This window comes from Halobacteriovorax sp. RT-1-1 (assembly GCF_047085455.1).
Classification (GTDB): Bacteria; Bdellovibrionota; Bacteriovoracia; order Bacteriovoracales; family Bacteriovoracaceae; genus Halobacteriovorax_A.
The window spans coordinates 25,153-44,682 of the sequence record NZ_JBKIXZ010000002.1 but is presented as its reverse complement, the minus strand read 5'-3'; the positions used below and the strand labels follow the sequence as shown (position 1 = coordinate 44,682).

The 19,530-nt window shown below is 33.9% G+C and carries 13 protein-coding genes; 5 read left to right on the top strand and 8 right to left on the bottom strand.

Translation table 11 applies throughout. The annotated features are described in order from the left end of the window. The 7 genes from ACMAWV_RS10510 to ACMAWV_RS10480 all read right to left on the bottom strand — a co-directional run bounded on the left by ACMAWV_RS10510 (position 1) and on the right by ACMAWV_RS10480 (position 11,673). The gene (locus ACMAWV_RS10510) at positions 1–261 is read right to left on the bottom strand and encodes a hypothetical protein (RefSeq protein WP_103217612.1); all 261 of its coding nucleotides are present in this window, start codon (positions 259–261) and stop codon (positions 1–3) included. Beyond that, entirely contained in the window at positions 261–1,148 is an 888-nt protein-coding gene (locus tag ACMAWV_RS10505; protein WP_392993596.1) for a hypothetical protein, read from the bottom strand. The genes ACMAWV_RS10510 and ACMAWV_RS10505 overlap by 1 nt, the downstream gene beginning before the upstream one ends. Beyond that, a complete protein-coding gene (locus ACMAWV_RS10500) occupies positions 1,148–3,976 on the bottom strand; it encodes a tetratricopeptide repeat protein (RefSeq protein WP_412470403.1) in 2,829 nt (942 codons plus the stop codon). Before ACMAWV_RS10500 ends, ACMAWV_RS10505 begins: the two co-directional genes overlap by 1 nt. Then, entirely contained in the window at positions 3,973–5,367 is a 1,395-nt protein-coding gene (locus ACMAWV_RS10495) for a hypothetical protein (protein ID WP_103217609.1), read from the bottom strand. The genes ACMAWV_RS10500 and ACMAWV_RS10495 overlap by 4 nt, the downstream gene beginning before the upstream one ends. A gap of 11 nt (positions 5,368–5,378) precedes the next feature. After that, positions 5,379–6,092, bottom strand: coding sequence for an outer membrane beta-barrel domain-containing protein (locus ACMAWV_RS10490; protein WP_392993602.1), 714 nt, complete (start codon positions 6,090–6,092; stop codon positions 5,379–5,381). A gap of 77 nt (positions 6,093–6,169) precedes the next feature. Then, the gene (locus tag ACMAWV_RS10485) at positions 6,170–9,367 is read right to left on the bottom strand and encodes a UvrD-helicase domain-containing protein (RefSeq protein ID WP_412470404.1); all 3,198 of its coding nucleotides are present in this window, start codon (positions 9,365–9,367) and stop codon (positions 6,170–6,172) included. After that, the gene (locus ACMAWV_RS10480) at positions 9,367–11,673 is read right to left on the bottom strand and encodes a PD-(D/E)XK nuclease family protein (protein WP_412470405.1); all 2,307 of its coding nucleotides are present in this window, start codon (positions 11,671–11,673) and stop codon (positions 9,367–9,369) included. Before ACMAWV_RS10480 ends, ACMAWV_RS10485 begins: the two co-directional genes overlap by 1 nt. A gap of 73 nt (positions 11,674–11,746) precedes the next feature. On the opposite strand from ACMAWV_RS10480, the gene ACMAWV_RS10475 reads away from it, so the two are divergent. Further along, a complete protein-coding gene (locus ACMAWV_RS10475; RefSeq protein WP_392993608.1) occupies positions 11,747–12,595 on the top strand; it encodes an Hsp33 family molecular chaperone HslO in 849 nt (282 codons plus the stop codon). On the opposite strand, the gene ACMAWV_RS10470 is transcribed toward ACMAWV_RS10475, so the two are convergent. Further along, on the bottom strand, positions 12,592–13,428 hold the full coding sequence (locus ACMAWV_RS10470; protein WP_146037826.1) for a hypothetical protein: 837 nt from the start codon (positions 13,426–13,428) through the stop codon (positions 12,592–12,594). The genes ACMAWV_RS10475 and ACMAWV_RS10470 overlap by 4 nt on opposite strands. Positions 13,429–13,689: 261 nt before the next feature. On the opposite strand from ACMAWV_RS10470, the gene ACMAWV_RS10465 reads away from it, so the two are divergent. From ACMAWV_RS10465 to ACMAWV_RS10450, 4 genes are read left to right on the top strand one after another with little or no spacing between them, the layout of a single operon-like run. Next, positions 13,690–15,720, top strand: coding sequence for a heterodisulfide reductase-related iron-sulfur binding cluster (locus ACMAWV_RS10465; RefSeq protein ID WP_392993610.1), 2,031 nt, complete (start codon positions 13,690–13,692; stop codon positions 15,718–15,720). After that, positions 15,680–17,641 (top strand): hypothetical protein, encoded by a 1,962-nt coding sequence (locus ACMAWV_RS10460; RefSeq protein WP_412470406.1) that lies wholly within the window; start codon positions 15,680–15,682, stop codon positions 17,639–17,641. The genes ACMAWV_RS10465 and ACMAWV_RS10460 overlap by 41 nt, the downstream gene beginning before the upstream one ends. Continuing rightward, a complete protein-coding gene (locus tag ACMAWV_RS10455) occupies positions 17,628–18,680 on the top strand; it encodes a hypothetical protein (protein WP_103217601.1) in 1,053 nt (350 codons plus the stop codon). Before ACMAWV_RS10460 ends, ACMAWV_RS10455 begins: the two co-directional genes overlap by 14 nt. After that, positions 18,677–19,432, top strand: a complete 756-nt coding sequence (locus ACMAWV_RS10450; RefSeq protein ID WP_103217600.1) for a hypothetical protein — start codon at positions 18,677–18,679, stop codon at positions 19,430–19,432. The genes ACMAWV_RS10455 and ACMAWV_RS10450 overlap by 4 nt, the downstream gene beginning before the upstream one ends. Positions 19,433–19,530: the final 98 nt, after the last annotated feature.

Genomic DNA, 19,530 nt, shown 5'->3' with positions numbered 1-19,530 from the left:
CTAGCGTATACGATCCAAACCTTTCATCATTTCTAAATGAAAGTTTGGTTTTGAAGGTAATTTATTTTTGAACTGACGCAGATAACGATTTGAGACCGTAATCTCTCCCGGTGCCCCAAGCTCACCGTCAACGCTAATCTCTTCAAGATTAAACTGTTCAAACTTCTTATACTTATAAACTACTTTTTCTTTTACAGACTTTTGTGCAAATGTTTGTGTCGTAAATAAAAGTAACATCGTTGATAATAAAACTTTCATCATTACATCTTCCTAACTTGCTGATAGAAGGCCTTGTCTTTAGCATTCATATCGGTAGTGTCTAAGTCACTTTGTATTGTCACAGCGTGATCACTCTTTAGTTGTTTTAAAGAATAGTAAAGAGCGATCTTTAGACTTGGGATATCAATATAATCAGAATTCATTTCTTTAAGAATTGTATAAGCATATTTTGGCTTAGCATCAAAAAGATATGAATAAACTAATGAGTTAATAACATCACGATCATTCTTATTAACAGAATAAAGTCGCTTCAACAGTGAAGTTGATTTTGAGTATAGGCCATATCTGATATAGATATTTGCAAGATTAAACATTGCTGTTTTATTATTCTTCTTCAGAATAAGTACTTGCTTAAATGCCGCAATTGCCTTTGCATCTTTATCTTCATCAATATAGACAACACCGATATTATTGATCGCTGGTATATATTTATCATCAAGTGCTACGGCCTTGTTAAAGTAAACTTTTGCAAGCCTCTTATTTCCAGACTTGTATGAGCAAATCCCCTGCTGATTCCAATATGAAGGATTGGCTTTATACTTTTCGTACATTGCATCCAGCTGAGATAGACCTTCCTTCGTATTCCCCATGTAGCACAGGCCAACAAGCCCAGTCTTCTTTGAATCGATTTCTTCAAGTTTATTTAAGTCAACCTTATCAAGTGACTCATCTTCTAGAACGTCATCAACCAGATCATTAATGAGATGATAATCAGCTTCTGCATTATAACGAATCTGACTCTTTGGTTTAAAGTCTGCATTCGTAAGATTTTCAATTTGCTCACCATCTTCTAACTGTTGGGTTGAACCTTTTTTAGAAGATGCACAAGACACCATAAATAGCATTGAAAGAATAGCTAAGTACTTCATTAACGATTCCCCCTCTTATCCATTAGAACGGCTCCAGACATCGAAGGTAGCCCTAAGCCTTGTCTAGATAGTGTTCCAAAGTTAACTGTTAAGACGTCATTCTTATTGATTAAATTATCTAGCTCTCTTTTAAGCTGTCTTGATTTAGTTGCAAGATTGGCCGAAACATTGGCCATACTCGCCTTAAACGACTTTATATATTCTGGAGACTTACCCTCAGGAGAGAATGAACCGACATCTGTAGAGAAGCGATCAAACGAATTAATTAAAAGTGAATAACTCTTAACCATTGCCTCTCCTGAGCCCATCGCTACGATACGAGCAACTTTTCCCTGAATACGATCTAGACGATTAAACTTGAGCTTCATCGTATTATTAAATGTATTTTCAGGAAAGCTTAGTCCAATTGAATTGAAGTTATTCACGTCATTCTCAAGTTTATCAACTTCCATAAGTGCAACTTCATCAATAGTTTCGATTGCAAGATCTTTCTTCTTTTTAACTTTATTATAAATATAAGATAACTCACCTGCATAACGTGAAGTGTTCTTTTGCGTTCTTGATAACTTTGAAAGCTTCCCTACGTACTCAGACTTCTTGTATAGGTTTGTCGTGTAGGCACTTAGACGTTGACGATAAATGGCATCCGCCTTATCGAGCAGTTTAGTGTCGATATAGTAATCAAATATTTGTTCGTAAGAAGATAATAGTGTTGTATTTTTAAAACGACACTTAGATTGTGAATCCACAAAGCTCACTGCAGCACTATCTTTATTGGTTGCAAGCCCCATTACTATATAGTTCTTTAATAAACCTTCTTTACTCTTATCATTTAAAGAACAAGTTTTTGACAGTAGCTTTTGAGTAAGGGCCATTCCATGATCGACTCTTTGTCTTAGGAACAACTCACTAATAATACTATTGAACGATTCATAAAATTTCGTAATTTCAGAAATTAGCATTTCTTCAATTGCACGATCAAGCCACTTAGTCATTAAATCAATATTACCTGACTCATAGAAAAGAACAGCAATATTGTATGCTGCATTCCTTTTAGCTTCAGGCGTACTTTCTTTATCTTTATAGATGAACAGGTAACCCTTCAAGGCCGTAACCTTATCACCTTTTTGATTTGCCTTTTGAATATCCGAAAATTGAGCGACAAGAATAATTTTATTCAAATGAGTGATAAACCCTCTTCTTAGCGGTATTCCAGTAGACTTAAGTTCGCCAACAAAACCCATTAACTCAGACTTATTCTTCTGTGATTTATGAAGATCGACAATACGTCCAATCATTGCCTCATTTTTTGAAATTGCTCTTGGATTCTCTTTAGCATAAACAAAAAACAGATTTTGTGCTTTTTTAGCATCTTTCTCTTCATCGACATAGTAAGAGAATAGCTTCTCAACAGCTTTATTCTTCTTAGGCTTTGAATCTTCATGCTTGATATACGTTGAGAATACTTTCTCAAAATATTTTTTTCTAATTCCAGCTGAAGTTCTTTTGTCATTTAGTACGACAATCATACCTGCTAATGATCTCTTAAAGTATACATTATCAGTTTTATCAGAAGAGATAACCTTATCGTACATAAAGAGTGCTTGATCATATTCAGAAGCTGCATAGTAAGACTCACCAGCATAGAACAGAGCTCTCTCTCCTAAGCTAGGATCAACTTCTTGTGAAATAAAGTATAATTCAGCAGCAATACGTCCTTTAAACTTCATAATTTTTGGACGCTTCTTATTATGAGACAATCCTAATTCTTTTTGAAGATGTGCAGCACGTTTTGTTACATAAAACAGCGCCTCTTTCTTTTGCTCTGGATTAAGCTTTGTTTTAGTAATTGTTCGCGCATAAACAAGAAAATTCTTATTATTGTTGTACTTATCATAGATTTGTAATAGTTGAACAAGTGCCTTAGCTTTGTACTCTTCACTCTTTCCATTAAATGCAGATCTGAACATTCCCGCAGCTTGAGAATACTTCTGTTTATCAAGAAGAAACATTCCCATATCGAAAAAATTCTTTTCAGGTGTTCCCTTTTCATTTTGGTAGAATTGTAGGGCCTTCTTAGTATCGCCTTTATCAGCATAGAAGTAACCAACATCACGTCCGGCCATATCCTTCTTGTCGATATATTTAGGACTTTTCGACAGACTATGAACTTCCTTCATTTGCTTAATTGCAGTATTCTTATTTCCAACTCTAAAGTTAGACCAAGCAAGATTGTAAAGATACTTAGTGTACCACTTATCATCTTTAATCTTAAAAATTACAGTATCGTAATACCTCTTAGATTTACTGAAGTCACCTTCTCGATAATAGATATCACCTAGTGCAAGACGAGACTTAACTCCGATTAAATCATTTTTTGGCGCTGATTTTACAGATTTTACGAAAAGAGACTTTGCTCTATCCATTTGAACATTTTCTAATTCATTATAAGCAAGGATATAATAGATATGAGAGCGTGCCTTAGCGTTTGGTTTCTTATTAAGTATCGACAATCCAATTTTTTGAGCTCTATCATAGTATGCGCTAGATTCAGCAAAAAACTTCTTTCGATCAATACGCTTCTTGTCTTTTATATCTAAGTTAAAGAAATTTTCATTTTCTTGTTCACGAATGATTCGCCCTTTCTCTAAATTAAGCTCGGCCATACGCAAATCAAGCATTGTATCGTTCTTTGTGTATCGTTTCATACGCACAAGCTCTTTAAGCTCCATATCGATTACTGAAACAATACGATCTCTTTTAGTATTAAGCTTAATACCAAAAGAGTTAAAACTTATAAGAGTTGCAAATAATAAAACCTTAATCATTTTTGACACTCCGATCGAAGAGCGAATACATAGTCACCTAACTCATCGGCCCAAAACTCACCATTGAATGACCAAAAGTATTGCTTCGAGTTTCTTTTCAGGTACTTAATATCACCTCTTGCTCCGGTATCTGTAATACCACTATATAAACGTGCTTTTCTTGCATTCAGTGCTTCAAGTCTTAAATAACTTAAACCAATAAATGACTTTTCTAATTGTGCAGAATTAAGCTTAAAAACCTTCTTAACATAAGATCCAATTAGTTTTTGTTGAAGAAATAAAGAGTCTTTTAAGTTAATAGCTAAAATCTTTCTTAATCTTCTATTTCTAACTGTTTTTATTGTCTTAATTTCACGAAGGCCATCTTTATAACTTTGATACAGTTGTAAAAACGCTGGGTCTTTTCTTACATTCTCAAGTAGCTTATTTGTTAGTGGATCATAGTATTTTTTTCCATCAACATAGCTATTAATGAATTTAAAATACCATTCTAAAGAATGCTTCTTAGCAAGCATTTGATCGATTACTTGTTTTGATTTATCGAATTCTTTATAGTGATCATCAATGATATTAGACATATCATCATATAAACATAGCTTAAAATAACTAAGTGCTTTTAGAACATTAACTTCTGGATTAACTATATAATTTAGAACTGGAGCCTTATATGTCACAAGTTTCCCAAGTGTTCTATTATAGTCACCTTTGTAGTAACTATTCCAAGCCTCTTCGATTAGTAGCTCAGGCCAAATATAAGATCTTTTATCTACATCAATAAAAGCAAGTTCAGACTCATCTAATTTCTTTTGTTCATACTTCACTCTTGCAATACCAGCAAGACAGTAGTCCTGATTAATTTGTAATTGTCTTGCACGAACTTCGTCACTACTACTAGTCGACTGATCAACACAGTTCTCAAATGATCCAACTGCGGCCTTAAAACTTCTAAGCATAGTAAATGCAACACCTTCTAAGTGAAGTGCAAATGGCTTTACAGGATGTGATGCCGGAATAGTTCCATTTAAGGTTTGAAGAGCTTCTTTATACTTTCTTCTCTTTAACTGCTTTTTAGCGAGTAAATATTTAAGAGTTGGAGAATCAATATTTTGAAGATAATTTTCAGGCAACAGAATAAATTGTCTATCTCCTACCTTTGAAACAACTTGTTCAAATAGATATTCAAAATTCTTATTCGTCCTTCCCTTATACGTAACTAAATACTCTTTCACATAAGGAACGGCCGTATGGTACATCTCTTTATCTATAAGCTCTTTAATAATATTCGGATAGCGAGATATGCGATTTTTTGATTTTGTTAAATCAGTCCAAATTGACTCAAGTGCGTATGCCTGACTCAATATTAGAAATGTTATAAGCGCTTTCTTAAACACAATAGCTTCCTTTATAAGTCAAACTGAACAGAGAAAGTTAGATCAATATTTGAATATAATTGATCACTCTCAGAACCAGACTCTCTTGCTGGTGCAGCTTGATAAAGAATTCCGTTAATATCTGCTCTAATACTCCAAGATTGATTAATATAAAATTTAGTTGAAACATCCCACATAAGACCAGTGTGTGACTCATCTATTGTTAAACCAGGGTTTGGAGAACCTGCTCTAACTTCAGGGCCATTATTTGTTTCATTAAGTTTTGCTAAACCTAGACCAAAGATCCAGTCAACATAGAGAATTGAATTGAATGTATTAATTTTCGAATAAAAAGGCGCCCATGTTGCCATTACACCAATATAGTCGTTTACAATTCTTCTAAATGGAATTGAACCACTTCCACCACCATTACTGTTTCTAACAGAAGCTGCTGTATCATTCTCTTCACCTGAATTAGAAGCATAGATAAATTCAGCACCAAGTTCTTCAGTAAAGAAATAACCACCTCTTAACTGCATAGAAGTTGAATCAACAAACGCACCAGATAGTGTTTTACCAAAGCCACCACTTACATAAAAGCGTTGTTGTTTTTTAAACTTACGGTTTTGAAGTACATAAATTTCTTTATCTTTATCAAGCCATGAAAAATTGTAGAGATCACTTTCTGCGGCGAAAGTCTTAATCGTCATAAAAGTTAAAAATAATACAAAGATCATCCTAATCATTTTAGCGTCCTGCCTTTCAAATAGTTGGATTTACAGAGATTATTTTAACATAAGATGTTAACTACAATTTAAGTCGCTTATTGGTGGCATAAATTTCCATACGTACATGATGAACAGTGAGTTATTCTTTTCCCGACTAAATCAGTAAGAGTTCTCCACGTTTCAAATAGGTTTGCTTCAAGCTCGGCCATTGAAATTTCTTCTTCAATGACACGTTTTTGATCAAGAGCTAGTACCTTTAACTTAATTTTTTCAGTAACTTGTTCGCCAACTAATAGTAGACCATAAGCATAGGTTTTTAATTGAAAGAAATATGAGCGCAGCTTATCATCATCAATGAGTCCTGACTTGAAGTCCCAAATTTCTACTACCTGACCATTTTGATAAAGCAATCCATCTATAATCCCTGTAATCATTTGACCAAAAAAAGAGAATTTTATTTGATGCTCACTTAAAATTTTGTCATGTGAAGACTTTTTAATTGTATCCCCTACCCATCCGACAATTTCAACCTCTTCTGTATTATTAAATTTTAAATCTCTACCTTTAATAAGATTTTCAACTAAAAAGTGAAGACGGTTACCACGATCAACATCAGAAACACCTTGAACGTGAGGCAATGCGATTTCTTTTTCTTTTGAGAATTCTTTTAAATCATCCTCAAGTTTTAAGACTTGGTTTAAATAGAATTTTCTTGAACATAAAGCCAACTCAGATAGTTTTGTAACTGAAAGTTCAGAGATGAGACCAATGTCTACAGAGTTATCAATATTCTTAACTCCTAATGGATCGAGAAAATATATAGGTGGACGTATTGCTTCTTCCAATTCGTATTTAAGATCAAAACTTTCAATCTCTACTGACTTCATTTGATAATTTCGAAGTGGCACAATCCAGCTATTGTCAGAATGTTTTACATCTTCGCCATTGATACTTATATCAAAGTATTCAATGTTTTCCACGGCCCTTGTACAGGCCACATAGAAAAGTCTCTTTGACTCAGAGAATTCTTTTTGTTTTTTTATTAGCTTCTCTAGAATTAGATTTGGAGATGAGTTTAATTTTTTACTATTTATATCTGCACTCCAAGATAAAGCTCCTGGAAGCGCACCAAACTTAGACTTATCCACAACTGTACGGCCGTTAGTATGAATACCACCAAGAATTATCGTATCAAATTCAAGCCCCTTTGAAGCGTGAGTCGTCATAATTCTAACTTTTGGTTGTGAAAGATAAGAGAAGCTAGCACTATACGAGTCCTTCTCTAAAGATTTTAGGATTTTATAAATTTGATCAATATCACCTTTAGCACCACCAATAATTCCATTTATTTTTTCAGAATTATTCTTATAGGCAGAACTTGATAAGCCTAAATCAAATACAAACGACCAGAAGGCATACTCAATATTACTATTAATATAAGTATCTTTCATTTTTATAAGACTTGTTACATCAACACTTTGATATGATTCATAGTAATGACTACATACTCCTTCAATTATAAAGTTGTAGTATCGAGCAATTGCATGAAGTCTCTTTTCGTCGGCCCCTTCCTTAACTCCCTCAATTAAGAAGTTAACAAAGGCCTTAAATATAATAACGAGAGGATCTTCCCCGTAAGGAATCTTTACTTGGGCAACAAATGGAATAGAACTTGCCATCAAGTTTGAAATTAATTGCTTTGAAGGGGCAAGTGTTCGATAAAGAATACAAATCTCTTCATCGGGATTTGTATCTTGCTTCTTTTTAATTAGATCACAAATAGCACCTGCTTCGATATTGTCATAAGTTGTTGAAGATTTTTTCTCTAACTCGATTTCGAGATTAACTTTATGACCTTTAACGATACCAAGACCGGATTCTTTAACATCTGGAAAGTTTTGGTAATCAACTTTTACACTATACTGATCGTGCCCTTGATATTTTTCGCCTAATCCAAATATTGTTTCAAAGAATTGGTTGTTAAAATTTACAACAGCTTCCTCTGAGCGATAATTATTGGACATGTAAAGGTTTTGAGGAATTACCTTTTCAGTTTGATTAAATACCGCAATTTCACCACCTCTAAATCCATAGATAGCTTGCTTGCGATCACCTACGCACATTAATCGATTGAAATTCTCACCGATAACATGCTTAATAATTTGATACTGCCCAGGAGAAGTATCTTGATATTCATCGACAATAATATAATCGAAATTCTCCTGACAAAGCCTACGTGATTCTTCACTTTCTTCTAACGACTTTAGAGTTAGGTATTCAATATCAGAGAAGTCGATTCCTGGATAATTGTAGTAATACTCTTCTATATAATTAAACAGTTCTTTGTATAAAGTTAACCATTCTAGATATATCCCTTCATTCTCAAAAAAGGCATCATAGTTTTCAGATTCTTTATCATAAAACTTTAGTAGAGAGTTACATTGATCAATTAGCTCTCCAACTTCCAAAGGGATTCCTTTGGCCTTTCGCGGTTTATTTGATTTATAAATCTCACAAAAACGTTTTATATTATTCCAACTATAATTCTTTGATAAGAAAAAAGACTCTGATGCGCTTAAGTGCTTCCACCATGCTTTTTTACTATGTTCATCGGAGTAAGTATTACTAGAGTAATGATTATTAAAGACTTCATTACAGCCAAGTAAGCTCAATATATTATCGAAGTATTCGCCTTCATCAAAAGAGACGTCATTAACATCAATACTTGACCACTCAAACCTAAGCTCAGGACTTGCAAACACAAATTGCATCGAGCTAATTAGAGCGTCAATATTCTTTAAAAATATTTCTATTTTCTGATTATTCAGATTTCGAGAGAACCATTGCTTTGTTAACTCTTCAATTTTCACATTAATTTTGAAACGATCAACAATATCGAGGTTCGCTGGAGCACCAAAAATATAACCTCGTTTAATCAACTTAAGGCAAAAACTGTGAATCGTAGAAATACCAAGTGATTCAAGGGCCTCATCAATAATTTTCTTCTTTGTAACATCTTCGACTTTTGAAAAGCGATCAAACATACGAGATTGTAACTCTCCAGCAGCTTCCTTCGTAAATGTCATTACTACAATTTTAGAAAGATATGACTTTAATTGCCCTAGAATATCAGGATGTGCAGACTCAAAAAGAGCATCGTACTTTTTTTCGATTAAGTAAGCTAAGTGCTCAATGATAACTCTAGTCTTACCTGAACCAGCTCCAGCATTTAGTAGGACTCCACCATTATGCATTACTGCTTTTTCTTGTTCTGAATTAAGTTGAATGGCCATTACTTATCCCCACCCTTTGCACAAATTGGATTTGCAACACAGAAGGTACATATTCCTGAGTTTAGTGGTGCTGCCGGCCACGACTGTGCACTTCTCATTGAAACCATCGTTTCATTCATAAACTCATTAAACTCTTCTTTTTTATAACTTTCTATTTTATTTGTTCTAGAGTGAAATTCATTAAAAAACTTTTCTTCACCAACAAAGATTGAATCTTTCAAGTTTTCAAGGCAAAGATAGCCACCACCTTTTAGATTATGCTCGACACCCCATGCTTCATAATAAGCAAGAAGTTGAATTTTTCGAAAATCATTTATATCAGTTTTAGTAGGAACGGCCCCGCCAGATGTTTTAAAATCGTAAATATAATAATCATCACCATCTTTGATAATTAAGTCGATAGACCCTTTATATTTTTCATTAACTTTTGAAATATCTCTTTCGAAAAAGAATTCAACACTTGATTCATTCTTAATTTCAAGAAGTTTATAAATAATGCCACTACAGTAGGATTCTACTGAAAGTTTCAGGCTTTCAATATCGATCTTTTCAGGTAGTAGAGACTTCTCATCGATAAATCGCTTAAAGGTATTTGCAATAAGCTCTTTTAGAATTCCACGATCATACTGATTATGAAGCTCAAGATAAGATTCAATCACACTGTGATTAATTGTCCCAATATAACGTCGATCAATAAAGGCAGAAGAAGAAACATCGAGGTCGACACCTTGAGCGTATTTTAAATGCCACTTCTTCGGACAATCAATATATGTTTGAATAAATGATGGTGATAATTTTTCAGGTATAGCTGCTTTTTGACTATAAATAGTTCCGAAGCTTTTACGTTCACTTGCTTGGGCATGGGTTGGATTTAATTCAACACCTTCAAAAAGATTTTCAGCAATTGAACTCCCATGCGTTAGCCCTTCTTCTAAAATTAGGTTTCCGCCTCCCTGAATAAAGCGTCGAAGTTGGTTTCTTAAAATAATAATATCTAAGTTTTTACTTTGTAATGGACCAAATGCACTAAAAATAACGAGAACATCATTTGAGAACCTTTGAGAAGAGCTTAGTGCTCCCAAATCGTCCTTCGAAATATATAGATATTGATTATCTGCACGTTCACTAGTGAATAAGTTATCTCTTGTTCCAATCACACCAGTATCTTTCATCGAAATGTTAACAACTGATGTTCTTGGGAGGTTAAGACCTAGGACTTCCTTCAATAGCTTTAAATCAGAATTATAAATATTTTCATTTACCGTAGCTTTCTCACTAAAGCTTAAGACTTCTTTCTTAAATGCTAAAATAGTTTTTAAAAGCATAAAGCTCTTCTCGTTCATATTAGTAAGAGCAAGCTTATCTAAGAACAAAACTAATTCATCTGCACTTAAATGACCTTTATTCAAGTTTAACTGTTCTTGTACTTTAGAAATTAACTGATCAACACTTGTAAAGAATAGTGCAAAGTCTGTCTTAAACCTTTTTTGTGCGAGTAGAATCGAGTTTACTTGAGTCAGGTCAAGTCCATTCGAAAAACTTAAAATTTGTTTTTCACCAGAAATTAGATCACTTAAATACTCAGCACTTCTTCCAGAAGGAATAGAAATATAATCACAAGATATGCTTTCGATCTCATGTGCTTCTTTTATCTGCTCTAACTCTACCCAGTTAGGCCAAAAGATTTTATTATCACATTGGTTGAAAATAGATTTTTCAAAAGGAATATAAACACTGGCCTTCTCTCCCATCCCTTTAAGCATATCAATTTGATTTGCATTTAAGTGATCAAAGCCAATAAAAATATAACCAACGTCTTCTTGTGGTCTAAAACTTTCACTAACTAATTGGTAAGACTTTTGTTCATCAACAATATTATATGTTTCTAAATAAGTGTGAAATCTCATCAGTCCAGCGATACAGTCTTTTTCAAGAGTGGCCAGCTGACTTAATTCTTCAATTAATGAACCACTTAGATCAAATGAACGTACTTCAGTAAAGAGCTCAAAACAAAAATGAAACTTTTCATAATCATCATTTACCGAAGACTTCCAAAAAGTCCAAAGGTCTACCATAAGTTCAGACTTAGATAGCTTTTTTTGCTCATCATCTAAATTCAGGTGATCAGATAGGAACTTTGCAACTGTAATTGTCTCAGTATTTCTAGCATGGCCTTTGCGAATAATATAATCACGATATAAATCTGAACGCTGGGGAGACGGACAGACTATCTGCCAGCTTTTTATATTTTCATTTTCTTCAAATAACTCATCAAAATGATTTTTATATAAATAAAGATTTAACACGCAACATTACCCTTTTTAAATGACACTTTATGCAAAAAACGATATATAAAGCGCCTACAAGGAGAATTTTACTGTGATTAAAGAAAGCCGTCTATTCAACTTCATTAATAAAGAGAAAACCTTCGCAATTTCTTTTTTAGAAGGTCAAAAAGTTATTCATGATCTTGCACTTATTCACAGTGTCAATAATCAAGGTTTTGGATTTTTTAGAGATTGCACACTTTCAATACTACCTCTAATTAATTTTCTAAAGCCTCAAGAAAATATGGGAATCTTTATTGATTCAGACTCTCCTTACTTTCGCTACAAGTTAGAAATGAATCAGTCTGGTTTTTTTAGAACACTAATCTTCCCAGAAGAGCTCCCAACAATACCAGAAAAAATTACAGGAAAGCTTAGAACGGTAAAGCAATTTCCATATAGCAAGACTCCTTATTCGAGTATTATCAATGTTGAGAACCGCTCAATTAAAGAAATTATGAATGACTTTTTTGATAAATCATATCAAATGAAATCAAAAATTATCATTAGCGATGATAGTGACCAGGTAATGCTTGTAACGAAGCTTCCTGAAGTCAATGTAGATAAAGAAGAGATTGTCGAGTCGTTGAGCCTGAAAGACTATATCAAACAAAATGAAACAAGCTTTCATAATATTTTCAAACAAGCTCTAAATGAAGAAAGCGAAATTCAAAAAGCATTTGAAGGACTTGATTTTGATTTCTTAAAGTCGACAGAAATTAAATTCAAATGTAACTGCTCTCGCGACCGCATGGTTACAGGTGTAGCAGGCGTCGTTCGCTCAAGTGGATTTGCAGATGTATTCCACAACGATGCTTCAATTGAAACAAAATGTGATTACTGCAAAACAGCCTATCTAATCACAAAAGAAGAAGTTTCAAGTATTCTTAGCCTTCACTAAAATGGCAGAGTCGTTTCTTCTGATCTCCAGAAGAAGCGGCTGTTCAAATCAGACTCTAAGTAAATTCCACAAAAATTTTCCGCAAGTGCACCATCTGCCCAAACTGGGGCCATCAGTTGAGAATCTTTATTAGAAGCTATTGAAATTGATTTCCACTTACTATTAACTTTACGCCAATCGATGGCCTTAGGTGAAACAGAACTTACAACGATTAAGTAATCGTTTGTCGAGCTTACTTTCTTTCTTACTTGGGTCAGAAAATTATTAAGGTAAGACATATACTTTGCAAATTCTTTTGCATCCTGCTTTTTCAAAATTTTATAAAGGTCGTAGTCTACGATATTAACAAACCTACGATTAGAATCATTCATTGAATCAAAGACATGCTCAAATAGATTCATCGTATTCGAAAAACACTTTTGTCCACGACATGATTGATCACTATAAATTTCACCAACTTTATAATCACTCGACTTTTGAAAGTGAAATGCCTTGCTTTCTTTTACGGCCTTTCCACCTGAGATAAATAATCGAGTATTTTGGTAAAAATTAGCATTACACTTATTAATAGCAGCTAAGTTAGGAGATTCACCGCGATAGATAACAGAGTTACTATAGCCCGAGTTTACAAATACATCCCAAAGAGACTTTCTTTGATACTTTTCACATGTTTGGTTAGCCAAACCGTAACCGTTAATCTGCGCTAGTAATTGATCCTCAACACTTGGAGTAATCGTCATCATATTATACGACCACATTTTACCGAAACACGCATAATTTTCGAGCTCAGTCTTTGCTGTATAATTTAAGTTCTTAAAGTGCAAATAGCCCATATGCTCTTCACTTAGGCCAGGTATCTGAATAAAAATTAGGTTTTGAGGATAGTTATTAAACGAATGTTTTTTTAAGTTAATAGTATTAACTCTTGAACATGAAAAAAATATTCCGAGAAGTAATAAAAATATTAAGTTTTTTTTATCGTACATCATAATTTCCGACTCATTAAATAGGGATTCTTATGATATATTATCATATATATAGGATTGAAATTATTAAAATTAATATTCACGTTTAAAAAGTAAGCGAGGGAAGAAATGAATCAAACTCTTGATGCCGCCACGCGAGAAATTTTTTGGAATATTCCATTCTCGTTTAAGGTTGTCATGTACATTCTATTTTTTGCAGCAGTCTTTGTTATGTTCAAAGGTCTGTATCAAAAAATTCAATTTATCACTGGAAAAAAAGGTATTGATGCTATCAAGGGCCTAAAGGACCTTTTACCAGAGAAGTTAAACTGGGGATCATTCTTCAAAACAATGCTTCTTACTGGTAAAGTACCACGTTTTAGAAACGTAGCTCTTTTCCACGGTCTAATCTTTTGGGGATTTGTTATTCTATGGATTGCTACAGACCTTGTTGCAATTCACGCTGACACTCCTTTTAAAATCTACAAAGGACCTGTTTATATCGTAATCTCTTTCCTGGCCGACATGGCCGGATTAATGGTTCTTGCAGGTATTGGCCTTGCTTACAAAAGAAGATATATTGATAGACCTTCTTACCTTCAAGCAACGAGACCAAAGCAAGAATTATTTATGTACGCTATGCTTATCTGCCTTGTTGTTCTTGGATACCTAATTGAAGGTGTAAGAATCATGGGTACAGGTATGCCTGTTGGAGAAGCAACGTGGTCACCAGTTGGTTGGGCGCTAGCTTCAATCTTTACTAAGATTCCTCTTTCAGAACAGGTTTGGGCATATTCATATCGTGCAATGTGGATGGTTCACATGGCAAATACAATGCTATTTGTAGCTGCATGTGGAACAACTAAATTCTCTCACATCTTTGTACTTCCATTTGCTGCCCTAGTTACTCCGCCAAGACGTGGTGCCGTACTTGAGCCAATGAACTTTGAAGATGAAACTGCTGAGACTTTCGGACTTGGGAAAATTTCAGAACTTAGTCTTAAAAATAAACTAGACCTTCTAGCTTGTGTTGAGTGTGGACGTTGTACGCAAGTATGTCCTGCTAACCTTGCAGAAAGACCTCTGGATCCTAAAAAGATTATTACAAAAGCACGTGATCTTGCTTTTGAAACGGCAGCAAAAGGTGAAACTGACGCTGACTTCTGGGAAAACTCAATATACTCATCAATTGAACTAGACTCATGTACTACTTGTGGTGCTTGTATGGAAGAGTGTCCAGCAAATATTGAGCACGTGGATATCATCATGGGTGCAAAGAGATACAAAACTCTTACACTTGGAGAGATTCCAGCTGACGCTGCAACGGCAGTTCAAAAAGTACAAATCAACGGAAACCCTTGGGGAATCTCTCAAGATGATCGTTTCAAATGGGCAGACGGTCTTGATGTTCCAGTAATCGAAGCTGGTAAAAAAGTTGATTACCTTTACTATGTTGGTTGTGCTGGTTCATACGATGCTTCTAACCAAAAGGTTGTTCAAGATACAGTTAAGCTTCTAAAGAAAGCAGGTGTTTCATTTGCTGTTATGGGGAAAACTGAAAAATGTAATGGTGACCCAATCAGACGCTTTGGTGATGAGTACTCATTCTTTGAAATTGCGATTGAAAATATTGCAAATATGAGACAATACGACTTTGATAAAGTTGTAACTCACTGTCCACACTGTCTACATACGATTGGTAAGGAATACGCTAAATTTGATGATGGTGACTTTACTACAGTTCACCACACTGAACTTCTTGCTGACCTACTACGTTCTGGGAAACTAAAACCAGAAAAGAAAGTTGAAGAAAATCTTACTTTCCATGATCCATGTTACCTTGGTCGCCACCACGGTGAATACAATGCTCCAAGAGAAATCCTAAAGGCAGCAGGTGTTGAGATCAAAGAAATGGATAAGAAAGAAGATACTGCCCTATGCTGCGGAATGGGTGGTGGTAATATGTGGTACGAAGTTGAAGCTGGTACTGATTTAGCTGCTGGACGCCTTGAGCATGTAGGTGAAAAGAAAGTTGATAAATTAGCTACGGCCTGCTCTTTCTGTATGATAAACTTTAAGGGTGGAATTAGCGAAAAAACAGGTACTGAAAACCTTGAGATTGAAGACGTTGCTTCAATCCTTGCAAAAACTATCGATTAAATCAATTATACTAGGCTCAGTTCTAGCTGGGCCTAGCTTTTTTCAAAATCAAATACTCGCCCAAAACACTCAAGAAAATCAAACTAGTTTATTAGAAACATTTGAAGAAAAGTTAAAAACTTTTCAGAGTGAAATTAACGAGAAGATTCTAAATCCGCCAAGCGATAAAGTTTCGTTTAGACAAAATTTCAAAGATGAAGAAAAAATCGAGTTATCTAAGAGACAGTTAAATGCAATCCTTCTCTATAGTGAACAAGACTATAAAGAATTATTTCATGTTAATAAGTGTTCAATATATACACTCCTAAAAAATCGTCTTATTAGAATTAACAACCAACCACTTCTTAATGTTGAAGCGAGTGTAACATCAGATAGTTCGACATCAACGGCCCTAGTTCCTATTGATGCCTTTCTTGCTCATTACTACAAGAGTAATTGTCGCCTATCCTTCAAGCAGTCTCGCCTCTTTGAAAAAGGTCTCTTAAAAGATACATTCACAAAGTTGACTCCAAAATTTCCTCGTAATCAAACGCAATGCCTCGATCAATACAAAGACCTGAAGAGTAATATTAATATTGATCATATCTGTAGTGCTCCTTACACCATAGAGCTAGCAGGTAAACTTGGTGAAAGATTGAGAGATAATTCACTGAGTATTTCTGAGAGAAGTTATATCAATTCTCTAAGGCGTCAATCTAAGACATATACTGATGAAATTAATGATCGTGATATTTTATACTTCAAAAACTTTTGCAGTAATCTAAGTCGTGAAGAACTATTTTGTAAAAATTATTCCAAGCAAGACTTTTGGTCTTTAATTATTAATAAACAAAAATCGCCAGATCATATTGAAGTTCGATGTCGCAATATTTTGGGTAAAACAACACCAGAAGACAAAATGGAAGAACTTGATTACATGAAATGTATTACGCTTTTAAGAAATGAGCCTAATCGTTGCATGACACAAGGACCAGCGACAGGAAGTGTTCTCTACCCTATGCCTAGTTGTAACGAAATTTCTGAAACTTTAAAAATTTCGCGTCTAAAAAATAATTACAATGATTGCCCAAGGAATATTGGAAACTACGCCATCATCAATGGTGCGCGAGTTATCAAACATTTCGCGACCAACGACCTAAAGAGTAAAGACTGTGTTTTCCCATCTTATGAAAAGATCTATGGACTTTATCTAGAGTCAGGAGAAGAAGAAAAGTGGCCACTTAGTATTTGTTACAATTCTAACGATGGGAAGAAATGCTTACCTTTCATTCCAGGTAATTCAAAAGAGAATTACAATGCTTTAAACATGGTTGTTGCCAATGCTCTTTTTCAAACGAAAATTGTCACGAGTAGAATAAAGTGCGAGCAAGTGTCGAAAAAACAATTTAATCCTCTTCGCTTAAAATATAAAGCTGGTTGCTGGGTTGTTCCTCAAGAATTAGCATGCCGTTCTCAGAGTTGTAAGTACAATGTAATGATTGATAACCGTAAAGCACTAGAGATATGGAGTGAAGGATCACTCTCATTCGATTACTTTAAAACGAAGTACAACTCTTCTGATGCTGACATTCATTCACGAATTCTCTCTGTTCTAAATATTAAAGAACAAGAGATTAATTCACTAACGTCATTAAAATTCTTTTTAGATAATAAGAAGAATGGAATTATCCACGGCCAAGGGTGTGCTGAAGATATCTATCCTTCTCATTACCAACTTAGAAAAATTGGTATTTGTACACCTATGCCATTTATTATTGATGGTTATAAAGAAATTAATAACAATACCTACCTAAGCTTTAGAAGTGCACTCGATGACATTAGCTCACCACGATCTGTTTTATGGGCAAATGCTTTTACCGCACTATCACGCTACTCTACTTTAAGTCCTTTAAAGAATTGGGAGTTATATGGCCTTTACTAAAATAAATAAGCTTATAATTTCTTCTTTATTAGCAACGAGTGTTCTTTCTAAAACAGCTCTACTAGAGCTAACAACAAGACAAAATGTTCATAACTTAAAGTATGATGACTTAAACGGTATTACATTCTATCTAAAGGGAAAGAATGCTATCGCATACTCCGCAAAGAATCGCGCAAATACCGTTTTGGAGAAAAAAACTGATAGCGAGTTTGATGTTATCAAAGCAAACGAAGAACTTTATATTATAAGTGTTAAAGAAAACCACTTTAAAGATTTCTCTTATATTACAGAAGCCGAAATTTATTTTTATAATATTAAAAAGAATCAGCTCGACTTTGTTGGAAAAGGGAGCTTTCCTAAATTTCACTCTAAGAGTAATTATATTTCGTACACTAGAGAGGATGAAGGAAGTCTCTTTATAGAAATTGTAAATCTAAAGAATAATCTTGATCGTTTTTCGATCCCCCTAGTGACAAAGGATATTCTACACCTAAGTGAAGTAGAAATTTTTGATGATAGTCTTATTTATTACACAGATAAGGACCGAGAACTTAAGAGTAATATAAATATTTACAATAATCGCTCTAAAAAGAAATACCTCCTTCATCAATATGATAAAACAGATAAAATTATAAGCTTAGAAAGCTCTGATTCGAAAGTCTTCATTCTAGAATCATCTCTTGGCGAAAATCCATATATTGATCTCGTTGAGATTGAAAAAGGTCGAGTTGATTTTACGAAACGCTCTCCCCTTATCAATCTTCAAAGTGGACCAGGATACAATCTCAATATTCAGCAAAATGAGTTATTCTTTATCCTGACTTTAAAAAGCGAAAATTCGAATCTCTTCAACCAAAGAGAAATCGTTTCTTACAATTTAGAAGATAAAAAATTAAGACAAAGAACAGACTTGAATTATGTTTCAAATATCGTTCTACATAATAAATCGATCCTCGTCCCATACAAAGACAAAATTTATCTTCTAAGAAATAAGGAAGGTAAATTTAGTATTGATAAAGAGATAAAGTCGAAACTATGAAATACCTAATCATCCTTTTGTTCACATTTACTATTTTTGCCACTGCTCCTACTGAGCAAGAACTTAAGTTTTCACCTAGTCTAAGCCCAGTACTTAAAGACTTAGTAGTAGAGCTTTATATCAATAGCAAAATCAATCAAGAATATATTGTCGAATTTAGTAAAAATCTTACTTCACCTATTGATAATGATTTTATCGAATTAATCATTTTAAATTCAATATTGAATACGAGACTTAGCAAGAAGTATGAGCATATCAATATTTCTCAAAAACTTTATAACGAAATCGATCAAAATATAAAGTCGATAGAAACAACACTTCCATTTTCAAAATATATTTCAAATAAAATTTTAAAAGATATTGGTGAGTTATTAACAAATAGAAATTTAAGAGAATACAACAACTATATAAAAAATCGTGATGTAAAGATCTCTCCTGAACTAAAAGAGTTTATGAATCGTATTAGTTATCTTCAATACTGGATAGATACTTTAAGAAAACCTAGCTCACTTCGTAACGCAACTTTACTAGACACAAACCTAGAAATCTTAAACTCACTAAATCGTAACTTAAGCATAACTGCCTCTTCACATAAGAAAGAAAATGATATCTCTTATATTTCAATAAATGACATTGATCTCATAAAGGCCAGAAGACAAGTTGATCAACTTCTCTTCAATAACGCGCCCGACAAAGACCCAGATTACAAGGCTCCGCAAGAGCTTCCTGAGCCTGTCGAAAACTGGGAATAAGCTTAAAGTTGACGTGTACTTTTTGGGGATTTCAACTATTTACCCATCTATTTTTAAAAGAAATAACGTGTATCCTATGATATATAATTTCAATTAGT